The 17,838-nt window shown below is 63.1% G+C and carries 15 protein-coding genes and 1 pseudogene; 11 read left to right on the forward strand and 5 right to left on the reverse strand.

Translation table 11 applies throughout. The annotated features are described in order from the left end of the window. Position 1: 1 nt before the first annotated feature. From X760_RS44210 to lpxK, 3 genes are read left to right on the forward strand one after another with little or no spacing between them, the layout of a single operon-like run. Positions 2-781, forward strand: a complete 780-nt coding sequence (locus tag X760_RS44210; protein WP_023717166.1) for a lysophospholipid acyltransferase family protein — start codon at positions 2-4, stop codon at positions 779-781. After that, positions 778-2,094: a lipid IV(A) 3-deoxy-D-manno-octulosonic acid transferase gene (gene waaA / locus X760_RS44215; RefSeq protein WP_023717167.1), complete on the forward strand. Its 1,317-nt coding sequence runs from the start codon at positions 778-780 to the stop codon at positions 2,092-2,094. The genes X760_RS44210 and waaA overlap by 4 nt, the downstream gene beginning before the upstream one ends. Before the next feature lies 1 nt (position 2,095). Continuing rightward, positions 2,096-3,124, forward strand: a complete 1,029-nt coding sequence (lpxK, locus tag X760_RS44220; protein ID WP_023717168.1) for a tetraacyldisaccharide 4'-kinase — start codon at positions 2,096-2,098, stop codon at positions 3,122-3,124. A 260-nt stretch (positions 3,125-3,384) separates the two neighbouring features. Here lpxK and X760_RS44225 read toward each other — a convergent pair whose 3' ends face one another. Together X760_RS44225 and X760_RS44230 are read right to left on the reverse strand one after the other, a co-directional pair. Beyond that, on the reverse strand, positions 3,385-3,618 hold the full coding sequence (locus tag X760_RS44225; protein WP_031193470.1) for a DUF2093 domain-containing protein: 234 nt from the start codon (positions 3,616-3,618) through the stop codon (positions 3,385-3,387). A gap of 234 nt (positions 3,619-3,852) precedes the next feature. Continuing rightward, positions 3,853-4,758, reverse strand: coding sequence for a LysR family transcriptional regulator (locus X760_RS44230; RefSeq protein ID WP_036244240.1), 906 nt, complete (start codon positions 4,756-4,758; stop codon positions 3,853-3,855). A gap of 111 nt (positions 4,759-4,869) precedes the next feature. Here X760_RS44230 and X760_RS79035 point away from each other — a divergent pair. Continuing rightward, positions 4,870-5,839: pseudogene (locus X760_RS79035) on the forward strand (DMT family transporter). A gap of 68 nt (positions 5,840-5,907) precedes the next feature. After that, positions 5,908-6,726 carry a hypothetical protein gene (locus tag X760_RS44240; RefSeq protein WP_023717171.1) on the forward strand — a complete coding sequence of 273 codons (819 nt, stop codon included), beginning with the start codon at positions 5,908-5,910 and terminating at the stop codon, positions 6,724-6,726. Positions 6,727-6,760: 34 nt separating this feature from the next. Here X760_RS44240 and mutL read toward each other — a convergent pair whose 3' ends face one another. Together mutL and X760_RS44250 are read right to left on the reverse strand one after the other, a co-directional pair. Then, positions 6,761-8,620, reverse strand: a complete 1,860-nt coding sequence (gene mutL, locus X760_RS44245; RefSeq protein WP_023717172.1) for a DNA mismatch repair endonuclease MutL — start codon at positions 8,618-8,620, stop codon at positions 6,761-6,763. A 603-nt stretch (positions 8,621-9,223) separates the two neighbouring features. Next, a complete protein-coding gene (locus tag X760_RS44250) occupies positions 9,224-10,126 on the reverse strand; it encodes a LysR family transcriptional regulator (RefSeq protein ID WP_023717173.1) in 903 nt (300 codons plus the stop codon). A gap of 103 nt (positions 10,127-10,229) precedes the next feature. On the opposite strand from X760_RS44250, the gene X760_RS44255 reads away from it, so the two are divergent. Beyond that, on the forward strand, positions 10,230-11,219 hold the full coding sequence (locus X760_RS44255) for a zinc-dependent alcohol dehydrogenase family protein (RefSeq protein ID WP_023717174.1): 990 nt from the start codon (positions 10,230-10,232) through the stop codon (positions 11,217-11,219). A 20-nt stretch (positions 11,220-11,239) separates the two neighbouring features. Here X760_RS44255 and X760_RS44260 read toward each other — a convergent pair whose 3' ends face one another. Then, positions 11,240-12,142, reverse strand: coding sequence for a LysR substrate-binding domain-containing protein (locus X760_RS44260; RefSeq protein ID WP_023717175.1), 903 nt, complete (start codon positions 12,140-12,142; stop codon positions 11,240-11,242). 91 nt (positions 12,143-12,233) lie between these two features. Between X760_RS44260 and X760_RS44265 the strand changes: the two genes are divergently transcribed. The 5 genes from X760_RS44265 (at position 12,234) to X760_RS44285 (ending at position 17,815) form a co-directional block, all read left to right on the forward strand. Further along, positions 12,234-13,784, forward strand: coding sequence for a trimethylamine methyltransferase family protein (locus X760_RS44265; protein WP_023717176.1), 1,551 nt, complete (start codon positions 12,234-12,236; stop codon positions 13,782-13,784). Between the two features lie 41 nt (positions 13,785-13,825). Next, on the forward strand, positions 13,826-15,475 hold the full coding sequence (locus X760_RS44270) for an ABC transporter substrate-binding protein (protein ID WP_023717177.1): 1,650 nt from the start codon (positions 13,826-13,828) through the stop codon (positions 15,473-15,475). Between the two features lie 105 nt (positions 15,476-15,580). Next, on the forward strand, positions 15,581-16,060 hold the full coding sequence (locus tag X760_RS44275; protein WP_023717178.1) for a DUF3828 domain-containing protein: 480 nt from the start codon (positions 15,581-15,583) through the stop codon (positions 16,058-16,060). A 4-nt stretch (positions 16,061-16,064) separates the two neighbouring features. Then, on the forward strand, positions 16,065-16,619 hold the full coding sequence (locus X760_RS44280) for a hypothetical protein (RefSeq protein ID WP_051409602.1): 555 nt from the start codon (positions 16,065-16,067) through the stop codon (positions 16,617-16,619). An 11-nt stretch (positions 16,620-16,630) separates the two neighbouring features. Then, entirely contained in the window at positions 16,631-17,815 is a 1,185-nt protein-coding gene (locus X760_RS44285) for a mandelate racemase/muconate lactonizing enzyme family protein (protein WP_023717180.1), read from the forward strand. Positions 17,816-17,838 lie beyond the last annotated feature (23 nt).

Here is a 17,838-nt window from a genome sequence, read left to right on the forward strand (position 1 = left end):
GATGAACCATGAAGCGGTCAAGCGATCAGCCCCGCGGTCGGCGGTCAGACGTCGCAAGCCGAAGACGTTCTGGCGCAAGATCCGCGAACCGCTGGCGCAGTCGCGATTCGTCAAGAATGCGCTTGCCGCGCTGTTTGCGTATTTCGTCCGCCTTGTCCGCCTGACCAACCGCATGGTCGACGGATCGGCGAAGTTTTCCGGCGGCGCCTATGCGCAGCTCGAGCCTGGCATCATCGCGCTCTGGCACGGCCAGCATCTGCTGACGCCGGCCTATTATCCCAAGGGACGGCCACTGGTTGCCATGGTGTCGCGCAGCGCCGATGCCGAGCTCAACGCGCTGATGGTCGAGAAATTCGGCATCGAGGCGGTGCGCGGCTCTGGCGGGCGCGAAAGCGCAAGGCATCTCGACAAGGGCGGCGCCAAGGCGCTCATCGCCCTCAAAAAGTCGCTCGCCACCGGCAAGAATGTCGCCATGATTGCTGATATTCCCCACGGCACGCCGCGCGATGCGGGGCTCGGCGTCGTCCTCCTGGCGCGGCTGTCCGGCCGGCCGATCCTGCCTGCCGCGATTGCCACCAGCCGCCGCAAGGTGATCGAGGGCAGCTGGGACAAGACGACGATCAACTTGCCCTTCGGCCGCTCCTCGATTGTCGTCGGCACGCCTGTCTTCGTGCCGGCCAACGCAGACGCCGCGGAAATGGAACGCAAGCGCCAGGAGGTCACGGCCTCGCTCAATGCCGCGACCGCCGAGGCCTATCGCCTTGTGGACGGTTCGAAATGAGTATGCGCTGGGCGCGCGCCTTCCTGACGGCATACCGCTTCGCCGGGGCCGCCGCCTACCCGCTGGTCGGACCTTATGTCGCCTGGCGCACATCCAGAGGCAAGGAGGATCGCATTCGCCGGCGCGAGCGCTACGGCGTCGCCGGACGCGAGCGCCCCGAAGGCCCGGTGATCTGGATCCATGCAGCCAGCGTCGGCGAGACCATCGCCGTCGTGCCGCTGGTCGAGAGCATTCTCGACTACGGCGTCAACATCGTGCTGACGACGGGCACCGTCACCTCGGCGCAGGTCGCCGAAGAACGGCTGGGCGGCCGCATCATCCACCAATATGTGCCGCTCGACCTCAAGCCGGCGGTCAGCCGCTTCCTCGATCATTGGCAACCGGACCTGGCGATCATCGCCGAATCGGAGATCTGGCCGATGACCATCCTGGAACTCGGCGCCCGCCGCGTGCCGCAGGTTCTGGTCAATGGCAGGCTGTCCGACCGCTCCTTCAAATCCTGGAAGAAGCGCGCCAACATCGCCGAAGCATTGTTCGAAAATCTCGCCCATGTCGTCGCCCAGTCGGATCTCGATGGCGAGCGCTTCCTTTCGCTCGGCGCCCGGCCGGTCACCGTGTCCGGCAATCTCAAGGTCGACACCGCGCCGCCGCCGGCCGACGAACGGGCACTGGCGGCGCTGAAACGCCAGATCGGCGCTCGCCCGACCTGGGCGGCGATTTCGACCCATGACGGCGAAGAGGCGGTCGCGGCCGAAGTTCACGCCATGCTGCACAAGCGGCACCACGGGCTTTTGACGATCATCGTGCCGCGCCATCCCGAACGCGCCGGGCAGCTGGCCGCCCAGATTTCCGGCATGGGCCTGAAGCTGGCGCAGCGCAGCAAGGGCGACAGGATCACCGCCGATACCGATATTCTGCTCGGCGACACGATCGGCGAGATGGGGCTTTATCTGAGGCTGACGGAAATTGCCTTTGTCGGCCGTTCGCTGACTTCCGAGGGCGGCCAGAACCCGCTGGAACCGGCCATGCTGGAGACAGCGGTGCTTGCCGGCCGCAACGTCCAGAATTTTCGCGAGGCCTATCAGCGCCTGCTCGACAGTGGCGGCGCCAAGCTGGTGCGCGACCGCGATATGCTGGCCGGCGCCGTGAATTTCCTTTTGACCAACGAGGTGGCTCGTCACGAAATGATGGCGGCGGGTGCGGCGACGGTCGACGAGATGCGCGGTGCGCTGGCGCACACGCTCAGGTCGCTCGAGCCCTATATCCAGCCGCTGGTCGTCAAGTCGCGCCTGAAGGGCGCGAACGGGCGTTGACGTGACCTCGGAAGCGCCGCCCTTCTGGTGGGAAGAGCCGGACTGGCGGGTCGTGGCGCTGTCGCCGCTTTCCGCCATCTATGCGCTTATCGCCGGTCGCCGCATGCGGCACGCGCCGCGCGAAAAAGTCGAGGCGCCGGTGCTCTGCATCGGCAACTTCACGGTCGGCGGCACCGGCAAGACGCCGGTGGCGATCGCATTGGCCGAGCAGGCCCGGCGCATGCAGCTCAATCCCGGTTTCCTGTCGCGCGGCCATGGCGGCTCCTTCGCGCAGCCGCATGTCGTCGATCCGCACCACGACGCCGCCAAGCATGTCGGCGACGAGCCGCTGCTTTTGGCCGAACATGCGCCGGTCGCGGTGACGCCGAACCGGGCCGCCGGCGCCAGGCTTCTGCTGGAGAAGCTCGGCTGCGATTTCCTGATCATGGATGACGGTTTTCAGAGCGCGCGCATCCACATCGATTATGCGCTGGTCGTCGTCGACGCGCGCCATGGCATCGGCAATGGCCGCGTCATCCCCGGCGGACCGCTGCGGGCGAACATCGTCGACCAGCTGGTCTTCACCAGCGGCTTGCTGAAGATGGGCGAGGGCACCGCGGCCGATACGGTCGTGCGCCAGGCAGCGCGCGCCGGCAGGCCGATCTTCGAGGCGCACACCGCCCCGAGCAGCACGGTGACGCTGGCCGGCAGGCGGTTCCTGGCGTTCGCCGGCATCGGCCATCCCGACAAGTTTTTCGACACCGTAGCCGAGGCCGGCGGCGAGCTTGCGCTGACCCGACCGTTTCCTGACCATCATTTCTACAGCGCGGACGAGCTTGCCGAATTGGCGGCGACGGCACGTAAAGCCGGGCTTGGCCTGATTACCACTGCCAAGGATGCTGCCCGCCTGCGTCACGGCGCAGCGCCGCCGGAATTCCTCGACCGGCTCGATGTGCTGGAGATCGACACCGTCTTCGAGCTCGACCATGTGCCGCAACGCATCATCGACGAAACGCTGGATGCCTGGCGGCAGCGCAGGCTTAAAGGCTGACCGGCAGCTTGAGACCGAGGCAATGCGGGGACCGGAATTTGCATCTTTCCGCGGGTCGAGTGTATTTTGTTCTTGCTTTGTGCCGGCAGCTATGCTAGTAATTTAGGTATGGTGATGATTCGCCGACGACCCGCCCTCGAGCCCCGAGGCGGGTTTTTTATTTCAAGATAACTTCTAAGGTTTCGGTGTCGCTGGCTTGACGTCGCGGCAGGAGACGGCGCGCGAAGGATCGCAACGGGGCGACTTGCATTTGCGCTGGACTACCGTCGGCGGCGCAGTTCCGGATGCGCTTCGATCTCGCGGCGCAATGATGCAGCGGCATTCAGATAGGGTTCCTGCCTGGCGACACTCCAATATTTGAGCTCGTCGAGCGGGATGCTCTCGCCGGTCACCGCACAGCGAACGAAGGCGCCGGGGCTAGTCACCTGGAAGTCGCCGTCGAGATAGCGGATGCGGGCTTCCTTGCCGCCGGGGCCTTCGAAACGGTTCATCATGGGGTGGAGCCGAAATTCATGACGATGTCATCGCCACAAATTGCGGCGAGGTCAAGCTTGGTTGGCTTTGCCTGCCTCTGTTTCTGGTGACACTTGCTCGAACAAGCCGGCAAAGCGGATGCCAATGCATGTCGCGCAAAAGTGTGCAGCGGTTTTGCGATAACGACATGCATAAACACAAGAACCTGAAGCGCGTCGCATGAGGCCGGTCGAACGCGACGCGCTTCAGGCATCTCATTCTTCGGCGATGATAAACTCTTCGATCCTCTCCGCTGGCAGTCCGGCCTGGACTGCGATGCGACGAGCAAGTTCGGCTGCCGCGGCGCGCGGCCGCCCCAGCGGCCGGTCGAGCCAGTAGGATATCGGGCTGAGGGCACCGCGCTCGTTCACGGCGACGATGCGGCCCGATTTCAATTGGTCCACCGTCAATGGCGGACGCGCCAGCGCAATGCCGAGCCCGTGCGCGGCGGCGTCGAGCACGAGGTTGTAATCCTCGAAACGGCGGTCGTGCGGCCGCGGCCGATAGTCCATCTCCTGCGCCGCAAACCAGGCGCGCCACGCCGAAGCGTCGGAATCGTTGATCACCGGAAATTCGAGCAGCCGGGCCGAATCGCCGCGGCCGATCTCCCTGGCCAATTCCGGCGAGGCGACCGGGAACACATATTCTTCGAAAAGCTGCACCGAGATCCGGCCCGGAATGCGGCCGCGCCCGCAGCGGATCGACAGGTCGATGCCCTCGTCGGCAAGATCGCCCTGGCGGATGTCGACGTCGAGCACGATGCGCAGCTTGGACGGGTGGTTCTCCAGCGCCGCCATGCGCGGCATCAACCACAGCCCGCTGACCGAGGGGATCGAGGTCAGCCGCACCACCGCCGTGCCGCGCGGCTCGACCCAGCGATCCGAATTGCTGGCGATCAGGGCGAAGGCTTCGGTGGTGCGCAGATGCAGGCGATTGCCCTCGACGGTCAGCGAGACGCCGCGCGCGCCGCGATCGAAGACTTTCAGCCCAAGCCAGTTCTCGAGCTTGGCGATCTGCCGGCTGACGGCGCCATGGGTGATGTTGAGCTTCTCGGCCGCCGCCGAAAAGCTGCCTGCCCGCGCCGCGGCATCGAAGGCGCGCAGGGTTTCAAGCGGCAGCATCGAGTCTGAGCTGTGATCCATAGTCACAGGTGATACTCGATTTGTTCGTTTGTCAATCGACGCGCAATAGCGTTTCTCTACTTCATGGCATTGGATCGCGAGGACACCGAGATGAGCATCTATACCGGAACGTTGAATCCGACACAGCGTATGGATGCCACGGCGGCCATCGCGGTGGCGCTGACGGTGGTCGGCTGGGCCTCCGCCTTTCCGGCGATCCGCGCCGGCCTTGCCGCCTTCGGGCCGCTGGAACTCGGCGCGTTGCGCTTTGCCATCGCCGCGGTTCCGGCGGCGATCTTCCTCGCGGTCAAGCGGCCGGCGCTGCCCAGGCTCGACGAACTCTGGCGCTTTGCCTTCGGTGGTGCCGTCTTCGTCGCGCTCTACACGGTGATGCTCAATTTCGGCGAGCTGACTGTTTCGGCAGGTGCGGCCGGCTTCATCATCAATGTCAGCCCGATCTTCACTGCGATCATGGCCATGGCGCTGCTCGGCGAACGCTTCTCAGGCCTGGCCTGGGCCGGCACATTCCTGTCCTTCGCCGGTATCGGCATCATCGCCATGGGCGAGGGGCAGGGGCTGCATTTCAACAATGCTGCGCTGCTTGTCCTCGGCTCGGCGCTGTGCTCGGCCGTCAACACCATCGTTCAGAAGCCGCTGTTTGGTCGCCACCACCCGCTGACCATCTCGGCCTCGAACATGGTGCTTGGCGCGCTCTGCCTGTCGCCATTCCTGCCGAGCGGTCTGGCGCAGGCAGCGGTCGCCGATNTCGAACATGGTGCTTGGCGCGCTCTGCCTGTCGCCATTCCTGCCGAGCGGTCTGGCGCAGGCAGCGGTCGCCGATACCGCCGGGCTCGGCGCCGTCATCTTTCTCGGCATCGTGCCCAGCCTCATCGCCTACGCTGCCTGGGCAACAGCACTTTCCCGACTGCCCGCGGCGCGTGCCTCGAACTTCCTCTATCTGGTGTCGCCGGTGGCGACGCTGATCGGCTTCTTCTGGCTTGGCGAGGTGCCGACGCTGTTCGGCATCCTCGGCGGCGCACTGGCGCTCGGCGGCGTTATCGTGGTGAATTTGAAGAGATGATTCAGATAATTGAAGCTTTTTCCCGACTCAAACCATGAGCCGTTACTGACGACCATTGCGATGCAGACATGAGCCAGGCCGGCGTCTATGTTGATTGCGTTTGCGAAGCATGGCGAGGGGTCGACATGGGAATGCAGTTTATCTCCGCAATTTTTTTCTTGTTGCTGTTCAGCCAAAATGCCGTCGCGGGTTGGTATCAGATCGAAAACTACGAAGGTTTCATTGGGCCTAACCCAGTCCATCTGTCGCTGCAGAGGAATGACAGTTTCGGCAGCGGGATTACGGTCGAGGGGAGCTATTTCTACGACGCGAAGCAAAGCCCGATAGCAGTGTACGGCAAGATCAACGGCACCAGCGTATCCCTTTGCGAGATTGCGGACGACAAGGAATTCGACCGGGTGCTGGTCATGGGTTCGAAAACGCCCGTCGACACCAGTGGATGCCCATTTTCTCTCGACATTGGTGAAAGCGGCGCAACAGGAACCTGGAGCAAGGGTGCGGACAAACATCCCGTCACGCTCAAGAAAGTTGCGAGCCTGGACGATACCGGCGACGGGAAGATTGACGGAACCGTTGAGATCCCGTTCTGGGCGCAGACCGACACCGACAGGTTTTCAGGCATCTACGCGAAAACCGAAGCCGGAATTTGCATGCGAAAATTGCAAGTCATCGGCAAGCGAAGCAAGAAAGTCTATCAAGAGATCGAGTTCGATGACGACAATTGCGACGCGGGAATGCTGATGACGCCAATCTACATGAATGTTCAAAAACAGACGGAAAAAATCGCCGAGATCATTTCAGTAAACTTTCGTGGCGGCGGCGCTGGCTATACAATGGACTATGTTTTCTCTCTTAAAACTAAGAAGTATCATCAATTGGCGAATTGAGCGGGTGCCTCGCTTGGCGTTGCCCAGGTAATGCTTACCGTCGCCCGAACAGCCTCTCGATATCCGCCAGCTTGAGTTCGATGTAGGTCGGGCGGCCGTGGTTGCAGGTGCCGGAGCCGGGCGTCGCCTCCATCTGGCGCAGCAGAGCGTTCATCTCTTCCGGTTTGAGCAGGCGGCCGGAACGTACCGAGCCGTGGCAGGCCATGGTCGCGGCTATCCTGTCCAGCCGCTCCTTCAGCGTGCCGACCGTGTCATTGTCGGCGATCTCGTCGGCGAGGTCGCGCACCAGCTGCTGGACGTTGGTCTCGCCGAGCATCGACGGCGTCTCGCGCACCGCAACGGCGCCTGGGCCGAAGCGCTCGATGCCGAGGCCGAAGCGGGCCAGCGTCTCGGAGTGCATGGCAAGCCGCTCGGCGTCTTCCTCCGGCAGGTCGACAATCTCGGGCAGCAGCAGCATCTGCGACGGCACCGCGCGTGAGTGGAGGGCGTTCTTCAAGGCCTCGTAAACCAGTCGCTCATGCGCCGCATGCTGGTCGACGATGACAAGCGAATCCCTGGTCTGGGCGACGATGTAGTTCTCATGCACTTGCGCGCGCGCCGCGCCCAATGCCGTGCCGAGCAGCGTCTCTGCCGCCTGATCCTGTCCGGCGCGCGCGTCGGCACTGTGCAGTGGGCCGGCGTCGAAGGCCGCCTGCTCGTCCTCGCCGAAGCCGCCATTTGCAGAGCCCATATCGAGCGGCCGCTGCGGCGAACGGGCAGGGTCGAAACCCGCAAAGCCCGACGCCCGATAGGCGGCCTCGTAACTGCGGTGACCGTTGGCCGGGCCGCCATGCGCATAGGATGCCGCGCCCGGCCGGAACGCTGCCATCATGCCGGCGGCACCGGTGGTGGCGGCGCGGATCCCGGCATGGGCCAGTGCTTCGCGGATGGCGCCGACGATCAGGCCGCGCACCAGCCCCGGATCGCGGAAGCGCACGTCGGCCTTGGCCGGATGGACGTTGACGTCGACGATCGCCGGATCGAGCGTCAGGAACAGCACGGTGACGGCATGGCGGTCGCGCGGCAGCACGTCGGCGAAGGCGCCGCGAATGGCGCCGGCGATCAATTTGTCACGCACCGGGCGGCCGTTGACATAGGCATATTGCTGCAGGGCGTTGGCGCGGGTGAAGGAGGGCACCGAGACATGGCCGGCGAGGTGCACGCCGTCCCGCACCGCGTCGATGGCGATCGCATTGTCGGGAAAGTCGGCGCCCATCACCTGTGCCACCCGGCGCAGCCGGCCTTCCGGGCTGTCCTCGGTCGCCGGCAGCTCCAGCGTCGAGCGGTCCGGGCCGGCCAGCGTGAAGCGCACGGCGGGAAAGGCGATGGCGATGCGCTTGACCACGTCGCCGATGGCCGAGCCTTCGGCGCGCTCACCCTTCATGAATTTGAGCCGCGCCGGCGTGGCGAAGAACAGGTCGCGCACCTCGACCGTGGTGCCGCGATTGGCCGCCGCCGGCCTGACGGCGGAGACGCGGCCGCCGTCGATGCCGATCTCGGCGGCGTTTTCACTGGACGCTGTGCGTGAGCGGATCGACAGCCGCGCCACCGAGCCGATCGACGGCAAGGCCTCGCCGCGAAAGCCGAGCGAGCGGATGTCGTGGATGTTGTCGGCGAGCTTCGAGGTGCAATGGCGCGCGATCGCCAGCGCCAGTTCCTTTTCCGGAATGCCCGAGCCGTCGTCGCTGACACGGATCAGGTTCAGCCCGCCGCCGGCGGTGACGATCTCGACACGCGTGGCGCCGGCATCGAGCGCGTTCTCGACCAGTTCCTTGACCACGCTTGCCGGACGCTCGATGACTTCGCCGGCGGCGATCTGGTTGATCATCGTTTCGGAAAGCTGGCGAATGGGCATGGCAGCACTATAGGCGGATTCGTGGTCGATGCGGGAGGGGGAGAATAGCGTTGATTGTTGCAAGGCAGGGAGACTGCTCCGTTGCGCTCCGTCCCACCCCCCTCTGGCCTGCCGGCCATCTCCCCCGCAAGGGGGGAGATCGGATGTCGCCTCGGCCTCCGCCAGTCTCCAATGTCTCAAAGGTTGGCGGGACGCATGAACCGCCAATCTCCCCCCTTGCGGGGGAGATGGCCGGCAGGCCAGAGGGGGGTGCTGTCCCGCCACGATGTAGAGATAGGAATATTGTTGAAGTGAATGGGCTTGGCCCCCAATTGACTTAGTGGATTTAGTCGGGCGAAGGCCAAAATCTGAAGCGAATGGCCGTTGGAGGCGACATTTGGACGTCATCCTAGATTACTTAATGGTAAACTTCGCTCGATGGATACAGCGTCGAAAGAGTCGTATTGCAAGAGTAATTTTGTTCACTATTTGGACGATTATTTCGATATCGCTAACAGTTGTTCTGGTTTACCTCCTGTATATTCGAAATCTTACCATATAGATTATTGTTCAATCGTCGGGTCGTTCTCGAGGAAATCCACGCAGCTGACCGCGACCGTGCCTTCAACTCATGAGCTTGGGCAGCGCTGCCGCCAGTGCATCGACGGCAAGGCGGACTTTCATCGGCAGATGTGGCGTCTGCAGCCACAGCGCATGGGCGTCATAGAGAAACCTCGGCTGTTCCGGCAATAGCGGGACAAGTACGCCCGCCTGAATGCGCTGGCGAACCAGCCAGTATGGCAGCCAGGCGAGCCCCATGCCGGCGGCCGCGGCATCGGCGATGGCATCGAGATCGTCGAGCCGCAATCTGCCAGCGAGCCTGACCTCCGTCGCAGGCTGGCCATTGCGTGGAAACAGCCACGGCTGAACGGCACGCCCGGAACGGCGGTAGATGATCGCGTGATGGCTGCCGAGGTCATCTATCGCCTGCGGCTGGCCGTGCCTGTCGAGATAGGATGGCGACGCGCAGACGACCATGTGCTGGCGCGCGACGCGCCGCGCCATCACCCCGGCCTGGTCCTCCAGATCGCCCGTTCGGATGGCAAGGTCGCAGCCGTCCTCGGCGAGGTCGGCGAGGGCGTCGCTGAACGACAGGTCAAGTTCCAGCGCCGGATATTGCTGCGCAAGCCCGAACAGGATCGGGGCAACGCAGCGCCGGCCGAAATGCACCGGCATGAGGACGCGCAGCTTTCCGCGCGGTTCGGCAAGCTGGTCGGCGGCGAGCGCATCCGCGGCCTCTGCTTCGGCAAGCACCAGCCGGCAGCGTTCATGATAGGCGCGCCCGAAATCTGTCAGGCTTTGGCGGCGCGTGGTCCGGTTGATGAGGCGCACGCCCAGGCGCTCCTCGAGAAACCGGACATGCTTGCCGACCATCGGCCCGGACAGATCAAGAGCCGCCGCCGCGGCCGCGAACGAGCCCAGGTCGACGGCTTTGACGAACACGGCCATGCTCGTAAGGCGATCCATATTCAAAACCCACAGTTTCTGCTGATCTACTCAAGCGGCTATTTATCTGCCCGATCGCCGCTGGCATAGCCTATTCAGTTCAAATATTTTGGAGTTGTGACCGATGGCGCGTGTCGTTCGTTTTTATGAGCTTGGTGGTCCCGAGGTTCTGCGCATCGAGAATGTCGACATGCCTGCGCCGGGACGAGGCGAGATCCAGATCCGTGTCAAGGCGTTGGGTCTGAACCGGGCCGAGGCGTTGCTGCGTTCAGGCAGATATATCCAAACCGCGCCGTTGCCTTCCGGTCTTGGGCTTGAGGCCGCTGGCCTCGTCGAAACGGTCGGCGAAGGCGTGGACGGGTTTGCGCCGGGCGATGCCGTCAGCATCGTGCCGCCAGTGTCGATGGCCCGCTGGCCTGCCTATGGTGAGATTGCCACATATCCCGCCGAGCTCGTCGTCAAGCATCCACCATCGCTGAGCTGGAAAGAGGCCGCCGCTGCGTGGATGCAATATCTCACCGCCTACGGTGCGCTGATCGACATTGCCAAACTCGGCAGGAAGGACTTTGTCGTCATCACTGCGGCATCGAGCAGCGTCGGACTGGCGGCGATCCAGATTGCCAACCTGGTTGGCGCGACGCCGATCGCCGTCACACGGACGTCCGCCAAGAAGCGGACTCTGCTTGAGTTCGGCGCGGCCCACGTCATCGCCTCGGCAGAGGTGGATCTGGAAGCCAGGTTGAAGGAAATCGCCGGCCCGGACGGCGTGCGCGTGGTGTTCGACGCGGTCGGCGGGCCGATCTTCGAGCCTCTGACGGCAGCGATGTCGCCAGGCGGCATTCTCATCGAATATGGCGGCTTGAGCCCCGACCCGACACCTTTTCCGTTACCTGCAGTGCTAGGCAAGACGCTGACGCTGCGCGGCTATCTCGTCCACGAGATCGTGCGCGATCCGGCCCGGCTACAGGCCGCCAAGACATTCATCCTTGATGGACTGAAATCGGGTTCGCTGAAGCCCGCAATCGCTAGAACCTTTCCGTTTGATCAGATCGTCGAGGCGCATCGTTATCTCGAGTCGAACGAACAATTCGGCAAGATCGTCGTGACGGTTTGACCGGGCATTGTGGGATAGCCTCACGCTTGCGCCGCCAGCCAGTCCCGCACCTTGCGGGCGTTGTCGCTGAGCTCGCGGTTCCTCGACCAGATGACATGAAAGCCCTTGCCGGTCGTCATTGTGTGGCCGGTGACGCGCACCAGCAGCCCTGATGCCAGCAGCCGCTCGGCGAGATGACCCCAGCCGAGCGCGATGCCTTGCCCTTCCATGACTGCCTGGATCACCAGCGCATAGTCGTTGATGCGCAAGCCACGCCCGGCATCGGCGATGTCGACACCGGCCGAGGCGAACCATTCGTCCCAGCTGGCGGCCTCGCGAAACGGCTCTTCGAGATGAATGAGACGATGCGATGGAAGGTCCTTCACGTTCGCCGGCAGCCCGAACCGGGCCACATAACTAACGCCGGCGACGGGGAATATCACTTCATCGGCCAGCGGCAGCGAATGATAATCCGGCCATTCCTTGGGCTCGCCGCCGCGGACGCCGAGCGGAATGTCTTCGGCGATGATGTCGAGATCGCGGTCCGCGGTCTGGATGCGCAGGTCGATGCCCGGCAGTTCGTCGCGAAACTGCTGCAGGCGCGGCATCATCCAGAACGAGGCGAATGCGGTCGAGGCGGCGAGCGTCACGTGAGCGCCGACGGCGATCTGGCGCAGATCTTCCGCCGACTTGCGGATGTGCGACAGGCCGAGCGAGACGTCGGCGTGAAAGCGATCGCCGGCCTCGGTAAGGCTGACTTGCCGGTGGCGGCGCTGGAAGAGTTTGGCGCCGAGCTGCTCCTCGAGCCCACGGATCGCATAGGAGACGGCAGCCTGCGTCATGCCGAGCTCCCGCCCGGCGGCGGTAAAGCTCGACAGCCGGCCGGCGGCCTCGAAAACGATCAGGCTGCCGGCCGAGGGCAGCAGATGGCGCAAGCTTCGCATAAGCTGAGCTTATACAAGAGATCAGGATTTTCCAGCGTCACAGCTGCATTTTGTCTGGCTAGATTGATCGAGACAGGAAGATGGAGCCTCCATGAACGCACCGGCCGTTGAAGTGAGCGAACATACCAATCGTCGCGCGGGTGGCCGCCTGGGGCGCAAGGCGCTGCGGGGAGCTCCCGTAGCGTCATTTCCGACCCTGGTTCGCAAGATTCCGGTGTATCAGATGGTCCCGGACGAGGCGGTGGAGCTCATCCACCAGGAGTCGCTCAGCATCCTCGAAGAGGTGGGATGCGAGTTCCGCGACGACGAGGCTATCGCAATGTGGAAGGCGGCGGGCGCCGATGTCTCCGAGACAAGGGTCCGGATCGACCGCGCCCTGCTGATGGACCTCGTCTCGAAGGTCCCGTCGGAGTTCACGCTCAATGCGAGGAATCCCCAGCGTTCCGTACGTGTGGGTGGCAACAACTCCATCTTCGTGCCGATGTACGGGGCGCCTTATGTGCGCGACCTCGACAACAACAGGCGCTACGGCACACTCGCCGACCTCAACAATTTCCACAAGCTCGCCTACATGGCGCCGGCGCTGCATTCGTCGAGCTCGATCATCTGCGAGCCGATGGAAATCGCGGTGCCGAAGCGTCACCTCCACATCATCCATTCAGCGCTGAAGCACTCCGACAAGCCGTTCATGGGCATCGTGACCTCCAAAGATCGAGCCGAAGACACGATGGCGATGGCAGGCATCGTGTTCGGCGAGGACTATGTCCGCGACAACCCGGTCCTGGTGGCGATCACCAACTGCAATTCGCCGCTGGTCTGGGATGCCACCATGCTGGACGCGATGAAAGTCTATGCGCGCCACAACCAGCCGCTGATCCTCGCGCCCTTCGCCCTTTGCGGCGCCTCGACTTCGGCCTCTGCAGTCGGTGCGGTCGCGCAGGTCAATGCCGAAGCGCTGGCGGGCGTCGCGTTCACACAGCTCTTGCGTCCGGGTTCGCCGCAGATCTACGGACAGTTCATGGTGACGGTCGACATGAAGACCGGCGCTCCCATGGGCGGCACGCCGGAGGCGGCCCAGATGATGTATCTCATGGGCGCGCTGGCGCGGAAGTATCGGCTGCCGTGGCGCACGTCCGGTTTCCATGTCGGTTCGAAGCTGAACGACGCCCAGGCGGGCTACGAGGCGAACATGCTGATGCATGCCGCCATCCTTGCCGGCGCCAACTACATCTGGCACTCCGCCGGTTGGCTCGAGGCCGGCCTGACCTGCGGCTATTCGAAATTTGCCACCGACTGCGAGCAGCTTGTCGGCTGGTACAAATATGCTGGCGGGCTGCCATTCGACGATTTCAAGGAGGCTATGGCGGCTATCCGCGAGGTCGGACCGCAGGGCCATTTCCTCGGCACCCAACACACGCTCCAGCATTTCGAGTCCGCCTTCTTCATACCGAGCATCATGGACTTCAATTCGTTCGAACAGTGGAAGGCGGAAGGAGCAAAGGACCACGACACCCGCGGCCGCGAGAAAGCGCGCAACATGCTCGCCGATTATGAGGAGCCGAAGCTCGATGAGGGCATCGCCGATGGTCTCAAAGATTTGATTGCGCGGCGCGAGGAGAAACTACCGGACAGCGTTAGTTGATAACGGGCGAAGACCCGATGGGAACCATAACGGAGGAAAAAATGACACTCTTCAGAAGCAATGGTGATCGCGTGCCGAGCGCCATCGAAGCGATGGCCAGCGAAGCGCGTGCAGGTCATGTGGATCGGCGCGAGTTTCTGGCTCTGGCAAGCGCTTTCGGCGCATCGACAGCTCTTGCTTACGGCATGATCGGTCTTGCTGTGCCGGAACAGGCTTTGGCTGAAGAGCCGAAGAAAGGCGGAACGCTGCATGTTTCGATGTCGGTGAAGGCACAAAAGGACCCGCGCACCTACGACTGGGTGGAACTTGCGAACATTTCACGCTGCTGGCTGGAGCCGCTTGTCCGCTACACCCGCCAGTTCACATTCGAGCCGGTTTTGCTCGAAAGCTGGGAGGTCAATGACGACGCCACCGAATATGTGCTGCATGTGCGCAAGGGCATCACCTGGACCAATGGTGATGCTTTCGGCGCCGATGATGTGGCCTACAATCTGACGCGCTGGTGCGAAAAGGCTGCCGCCGGCAATTCCATGGCCGCGCGCGTCGGTGCGCTGATCGACGCAAAAACCGGCAAGGCCAGGGATGGCGCGATCACCAAGGTCGACGACAACACGGTCAAGCTGAAGCTGAACGAACCGGACATCTCGCTGATCCCGAACTTCACCGATTATCCAGCGCTCGTGGTCCATCGCAACTTCGACGCCGACGGCGCCAATCCGATCGAGAAGCCGATCGGCACCGGGCCGTTCGAACTGGTGTCCTATTCGGTCGGCCAGAAAGCGGTCGTCAAGCGTCGGGAGACTGGCAAATGGTGGGGCGGTGAAGCGCTTCTCGACGGCGTCGAATTCATCGACTACGGAACCGATTTCAACGCGTCGATAAATGCATTCGACTCCGGCGAAATCGATCTCAACTTCGAGACGCCCGCCGACTTCATAGACATCCTCGACAAGATGGGGCTGGTAAAATCGGAGGTCGCGACAGCGACCACGCTCGTTGCCCGGACCAACGTCACGCACAAGCCCTACGACGACAAGCGCGTCCGCAACGCCCTGCAAATGGCCGTCGACAACCAGGCGGTGCTCGAACTTGGCTATGCCGGGCGAGGGACTGTTGGTGAAAACCATCACGTCAGCCCGATTCATCCGGAATACTTCGCGCTGCCCAAGAAGACACGTGACGCCGCGGGCGCCAAGAAGCTGATGGCCGAGGCCAAGCAGGCCGACTTCGAGCATGAACTGATCACCGTCGAGGACGATTGGCAAAAGAATACCGGCGACGCTATTGCCGGCCAGTTGCGCGACGCCGGGATCAAGGTGAAGCGCACCGTGCTGCCGGGTTCGACTTTCTGGAACGACTGGACCAAATATCCTTATTCCATGACCATTTGGTACATGCGCCCGCTTGGCGTCCAGGTGTTGGCGCTGGGCTATCGCACCGGCGAGGCCTGGAATGAAACCGGCTACTCGAATCCTGATTTCGACGCCAAGCTCAAGCAGGCTCTCTCGCTCATCGACGTGGAAAAGCGCCGCGAGGTCATGAAGGACATCGAGCAGATCCTCCAGGATTCGGGCGTCATCATTCAGCCGTTTTGGCAGAAGCTGTTCAGCCACATGAACGAGAAGGTGAAGAACTACGCTGTCCACCAAACCTTCGAGATGGATCTCCAGAACGTCTGGCTGAACGCCTGAGTTGCCAGCAGAGGACGCGTTGCAGGATTTCATGGACCGCAAGAAAGCCGACAGGCAAGATGCGTGGTACTGATAGCTTCCGTCAGTGAACAATCGGGGACACGCATGAAACTGCCACTTTTTGTTGCCGCGCTTTCGATGGCCTTGCCGGCGGCCGCGTTTGCCGGCCCTGCTGCCAACGCCGTGAAGTTCTTCTATGTCCCGTCGGTCAAATTCGAGGCCGATGCGCAATATCGCGACCGCTTCACCGCGCCGGTGACGAAACTGTTCGAACTGAACGACAACGCGGCAAAGAACCATCCGGATGAAGTTCCCTGCATCGACTTCGCCCCTGGTCTCGATGCGCAGGACTATGACGAGAAGACCGTGGCCAAGACGCTGACGCTGGCCGAAACGCTGGATGGCGACAGCGCCGAGGTGACGGCGACGTTCAGCCTTTTCCCGGAAGGCGATGATTCCAAACGCGAAATGGTCTGGTCACTCAGGAAGATCGATGGCCAGTGGAAGGTCGCCGACATCACCTCGAAGACCAGCGGCTGGACGCTGAGTGCGCTCGAATGTCTGGCCGGGCAGACCCCGGAGTGATGCCGTGCTCCGCTGCCGTCCCTGGGTTCTGGCGACTGCGTGCCTGCTGGCCGGATTGAGCAGCGCCGCCGCTCAGGGCCTGTTGGGCGCGCCGCCCGCAGACGCGCCGGCCGACAACGCGGCACCTCCGCCGGCAGAGTCGCCGGCAGAAAACGCACCGGCCGCACCCGTGCAGCCGGGCTCGCCGACGGCGGTGGTGAAGCCGTTCTACGAGCATGCCAGGCTCGAGGTCGATCCGGCTCAGCGGGGCCATTTCACCGATCCGGCAAAGTCGGTGCTGGACAAGAGCGACGCGCTGCGGAAGTCGGGGCAGGGCGAGTGCCTCGATCCCAACATGGCGCTCGACAATGCCGAATACGACGAGGCGGAGATCGACAAGAGCCTGAAGACCATCGAAGCGGTCAAGGGCGACCAGGCCAAGGTCGTTGTCGCTTTCGTCGCCTCCGGCAATCCGCACCGGCTGGAATGGAAGCTCAAAAAGGTCGACGGCGACTGGAAGATATCGGACCTGCTCTCGGTGACAGGCGAATGGGCGCTCAGCCAATACCAGTGTGAGTGAGAACGGAACCGATGAAGATCAGCAACATCCGCGTCACCCACGTCAACGTCCCGCTCGATGCTCCGTTCTGGTGGACGGCTGGTCTCTACGGCGGCGCCTCGAAATCGATCATCGAGGTCGAGACGGACGAAGGCGTGGTCGGACTGGGCGAGGCGCCATGGTGGCATTTCGGCGAGGTGATCAAGGCCGAGATCGCGCCGGCGCTGATTGGCGCCGATCCGCTCGACATCGCCGACTGCGAGGCGCGCTGTGTGCCGCCCTGGCAGATCACCGCCAACACCGGCGAGAACGCAGCCACGGTGGCGTTCGGCGCCATCGAACTGGCGCTCTGGGATATAAGAGGCAAGGTCTTCGGCATGCCGCTCTATAAGCTGCTCGGCGGCGCGGTGCGCAAGGACATTCCGTTTTCGGAATATTTCGCCTTTCGCCCCGCTCAAGGCGGAGCCGGCGGCGAGATGACCGCCGAAGCGATCGTCGACTATTGTCTCGGCATGCGAGAACAGCACGGCTCGACGATCTTCGAGGGCAAGCTGATCATGGGCGATCCCGAGCTCGAGATCAGGACAGTGCGCATGCTGCGCGAGGCGCTTGGCGATAAGGCGCAGATCAAACTCGATTCCAACATGCAGTGGTCGCTGACCACAGCGCGCTGGGTACTGCGCGAGATCGAGCCGTTCAACATCCGCAATTACGAGGATCCGGTCGCGACCTTCGAGGAGATGGCAGCGCTGCGCCAGCATTCGCGCATTCCGTTCTCCACGCACATCCCGGATCTCAGACGGGCAGTCGCGCTCGGTGCGCCGGATTACTTCGTCTGCAATTTCGCAGCACTCGGCGGATTGTCGAAAACTCTGAAATTCATCGCCGCCTGTGAGGCGATGGGCAAGGGGTTCTGGTGCTATTCGAACGATCTCGGCATCATGACATCGGCTTATCTGCACGTCGTGGCGGCGACACCGTGGATCACCGAAGCATCGCAGTCGCTGTTTCGCTGGCAGATCGGCGATGTCATCAAGGACGGTCCTTTCCGCCAGACGGGCAATACGGTGCGCGTGCCGGAGGGTGACGGGCTGGGCGTCGAACTCGATCCGGCTGCGATGAAACGCTGGGCGGGCCACTTCGCCGAACACGGGCCGATGGGCCATTTCAGCGACCCGAACAATCCCGGCCGCTACCGGCGGCTCCCGCTCAACTGATGCAACGTATTTTCCTCAGAAAC

The sequence above is a fragment of the Mesorhizobium sp. LSHC420B00 genome, from assembly GCF_000503055.1.
GTDB lineage: Bacteria > Pseudomonadota > Alphaproteobacteria > Rhizobiales > Rhizobiaceae > Mesorhizobium.

Coding starts and splice junctions, on each gene's coding strand:
- X760_RS44210 (WP_023717166.1), top strand. CDS start 2: ATGAACCATGAAGCGGTCAAGCGATCAGCCCCGCGGTCGGCGGTCAGA.
- waaA (WP_023717167.1), top strand. CDS start 778: ATGAGTATGCGCTGGGCGCGCGCCTTCCTGACGGCATACCGCTTCGCC.
- X760_RS44225 (WP_031193470.1), bottom strand. CDS start 3,618: ATGATGAACCGTTTCGAAGGCCCCGGCGGCAAGGAAGCCCGCATCCGC.
- X760_RS44230 (WP_036244240.1), bottom strand. CDS start 4,758: ATGCTGCCGCTTGAAACCCTGCGCGCCTTCGATGCCGCGGCGCGGGCA.
- X760_RS44240 (WP_023717171.1), top strand. CDS start 5,908: ATGAGCCAGGCCGGCGTCTATGTTGATTGCGTTTGCGAAGCATGGCGA.
- mutL (WP_023717172.1), bottom strand. CDS start 8,620: ATGCCCATTCGCCAGCTTTCCGAAACGATGATCAACCAGATCGCCGCC.
- X760_RS44250 (WP_023717173.1), bottom strand. CDS start 10,126: ATGGATCGCCTTACGAGCATGGCCGTGTTCGTCAAAGCCGTCGACCTG.
- X760_RS44255 (WP_023717174.1), top strand. CDS start 10,230: ATGGCGCGTGTCGTTCGTTTTTATGAGCTTGGTGGTCCCGAGGTTCTG.
- X760_RS44260 (WP_023717175.1), bottom strand. CDS start 12,142: ATGCGAAGCTTGCGCCATCTGCTGCCCTCGGCCGGCAGCCTGATCGTT.
- X760_RS44265 (WP_023717176.1), top strand. CDS start 12,234: ATGAACGCACCGGCCGTTGAAGTGAGCGAACATACCAATCGTCGCGCG.
- X760_RS44270 (WP_023717177.1), top strand. CDS start 13,826: ATGACACTCTTCAGAAGCAATGGTGATCGCGTGCCGAGCGCCATCGAA.
- X760_RS44275 (WP_023717178.1), top strand. CDS start 15,581: ATGAAACTGCCACTTTTTGTTGCCGCGCTTTCGATGGCCTTGCCGGCG.
- X760_RS44285 (WP_023717180.1), top strand. CDS start 16,631: ATGAAGATCAGCAACATCCGCGTCACCCACGTCAACGTCCCGCTCGAT.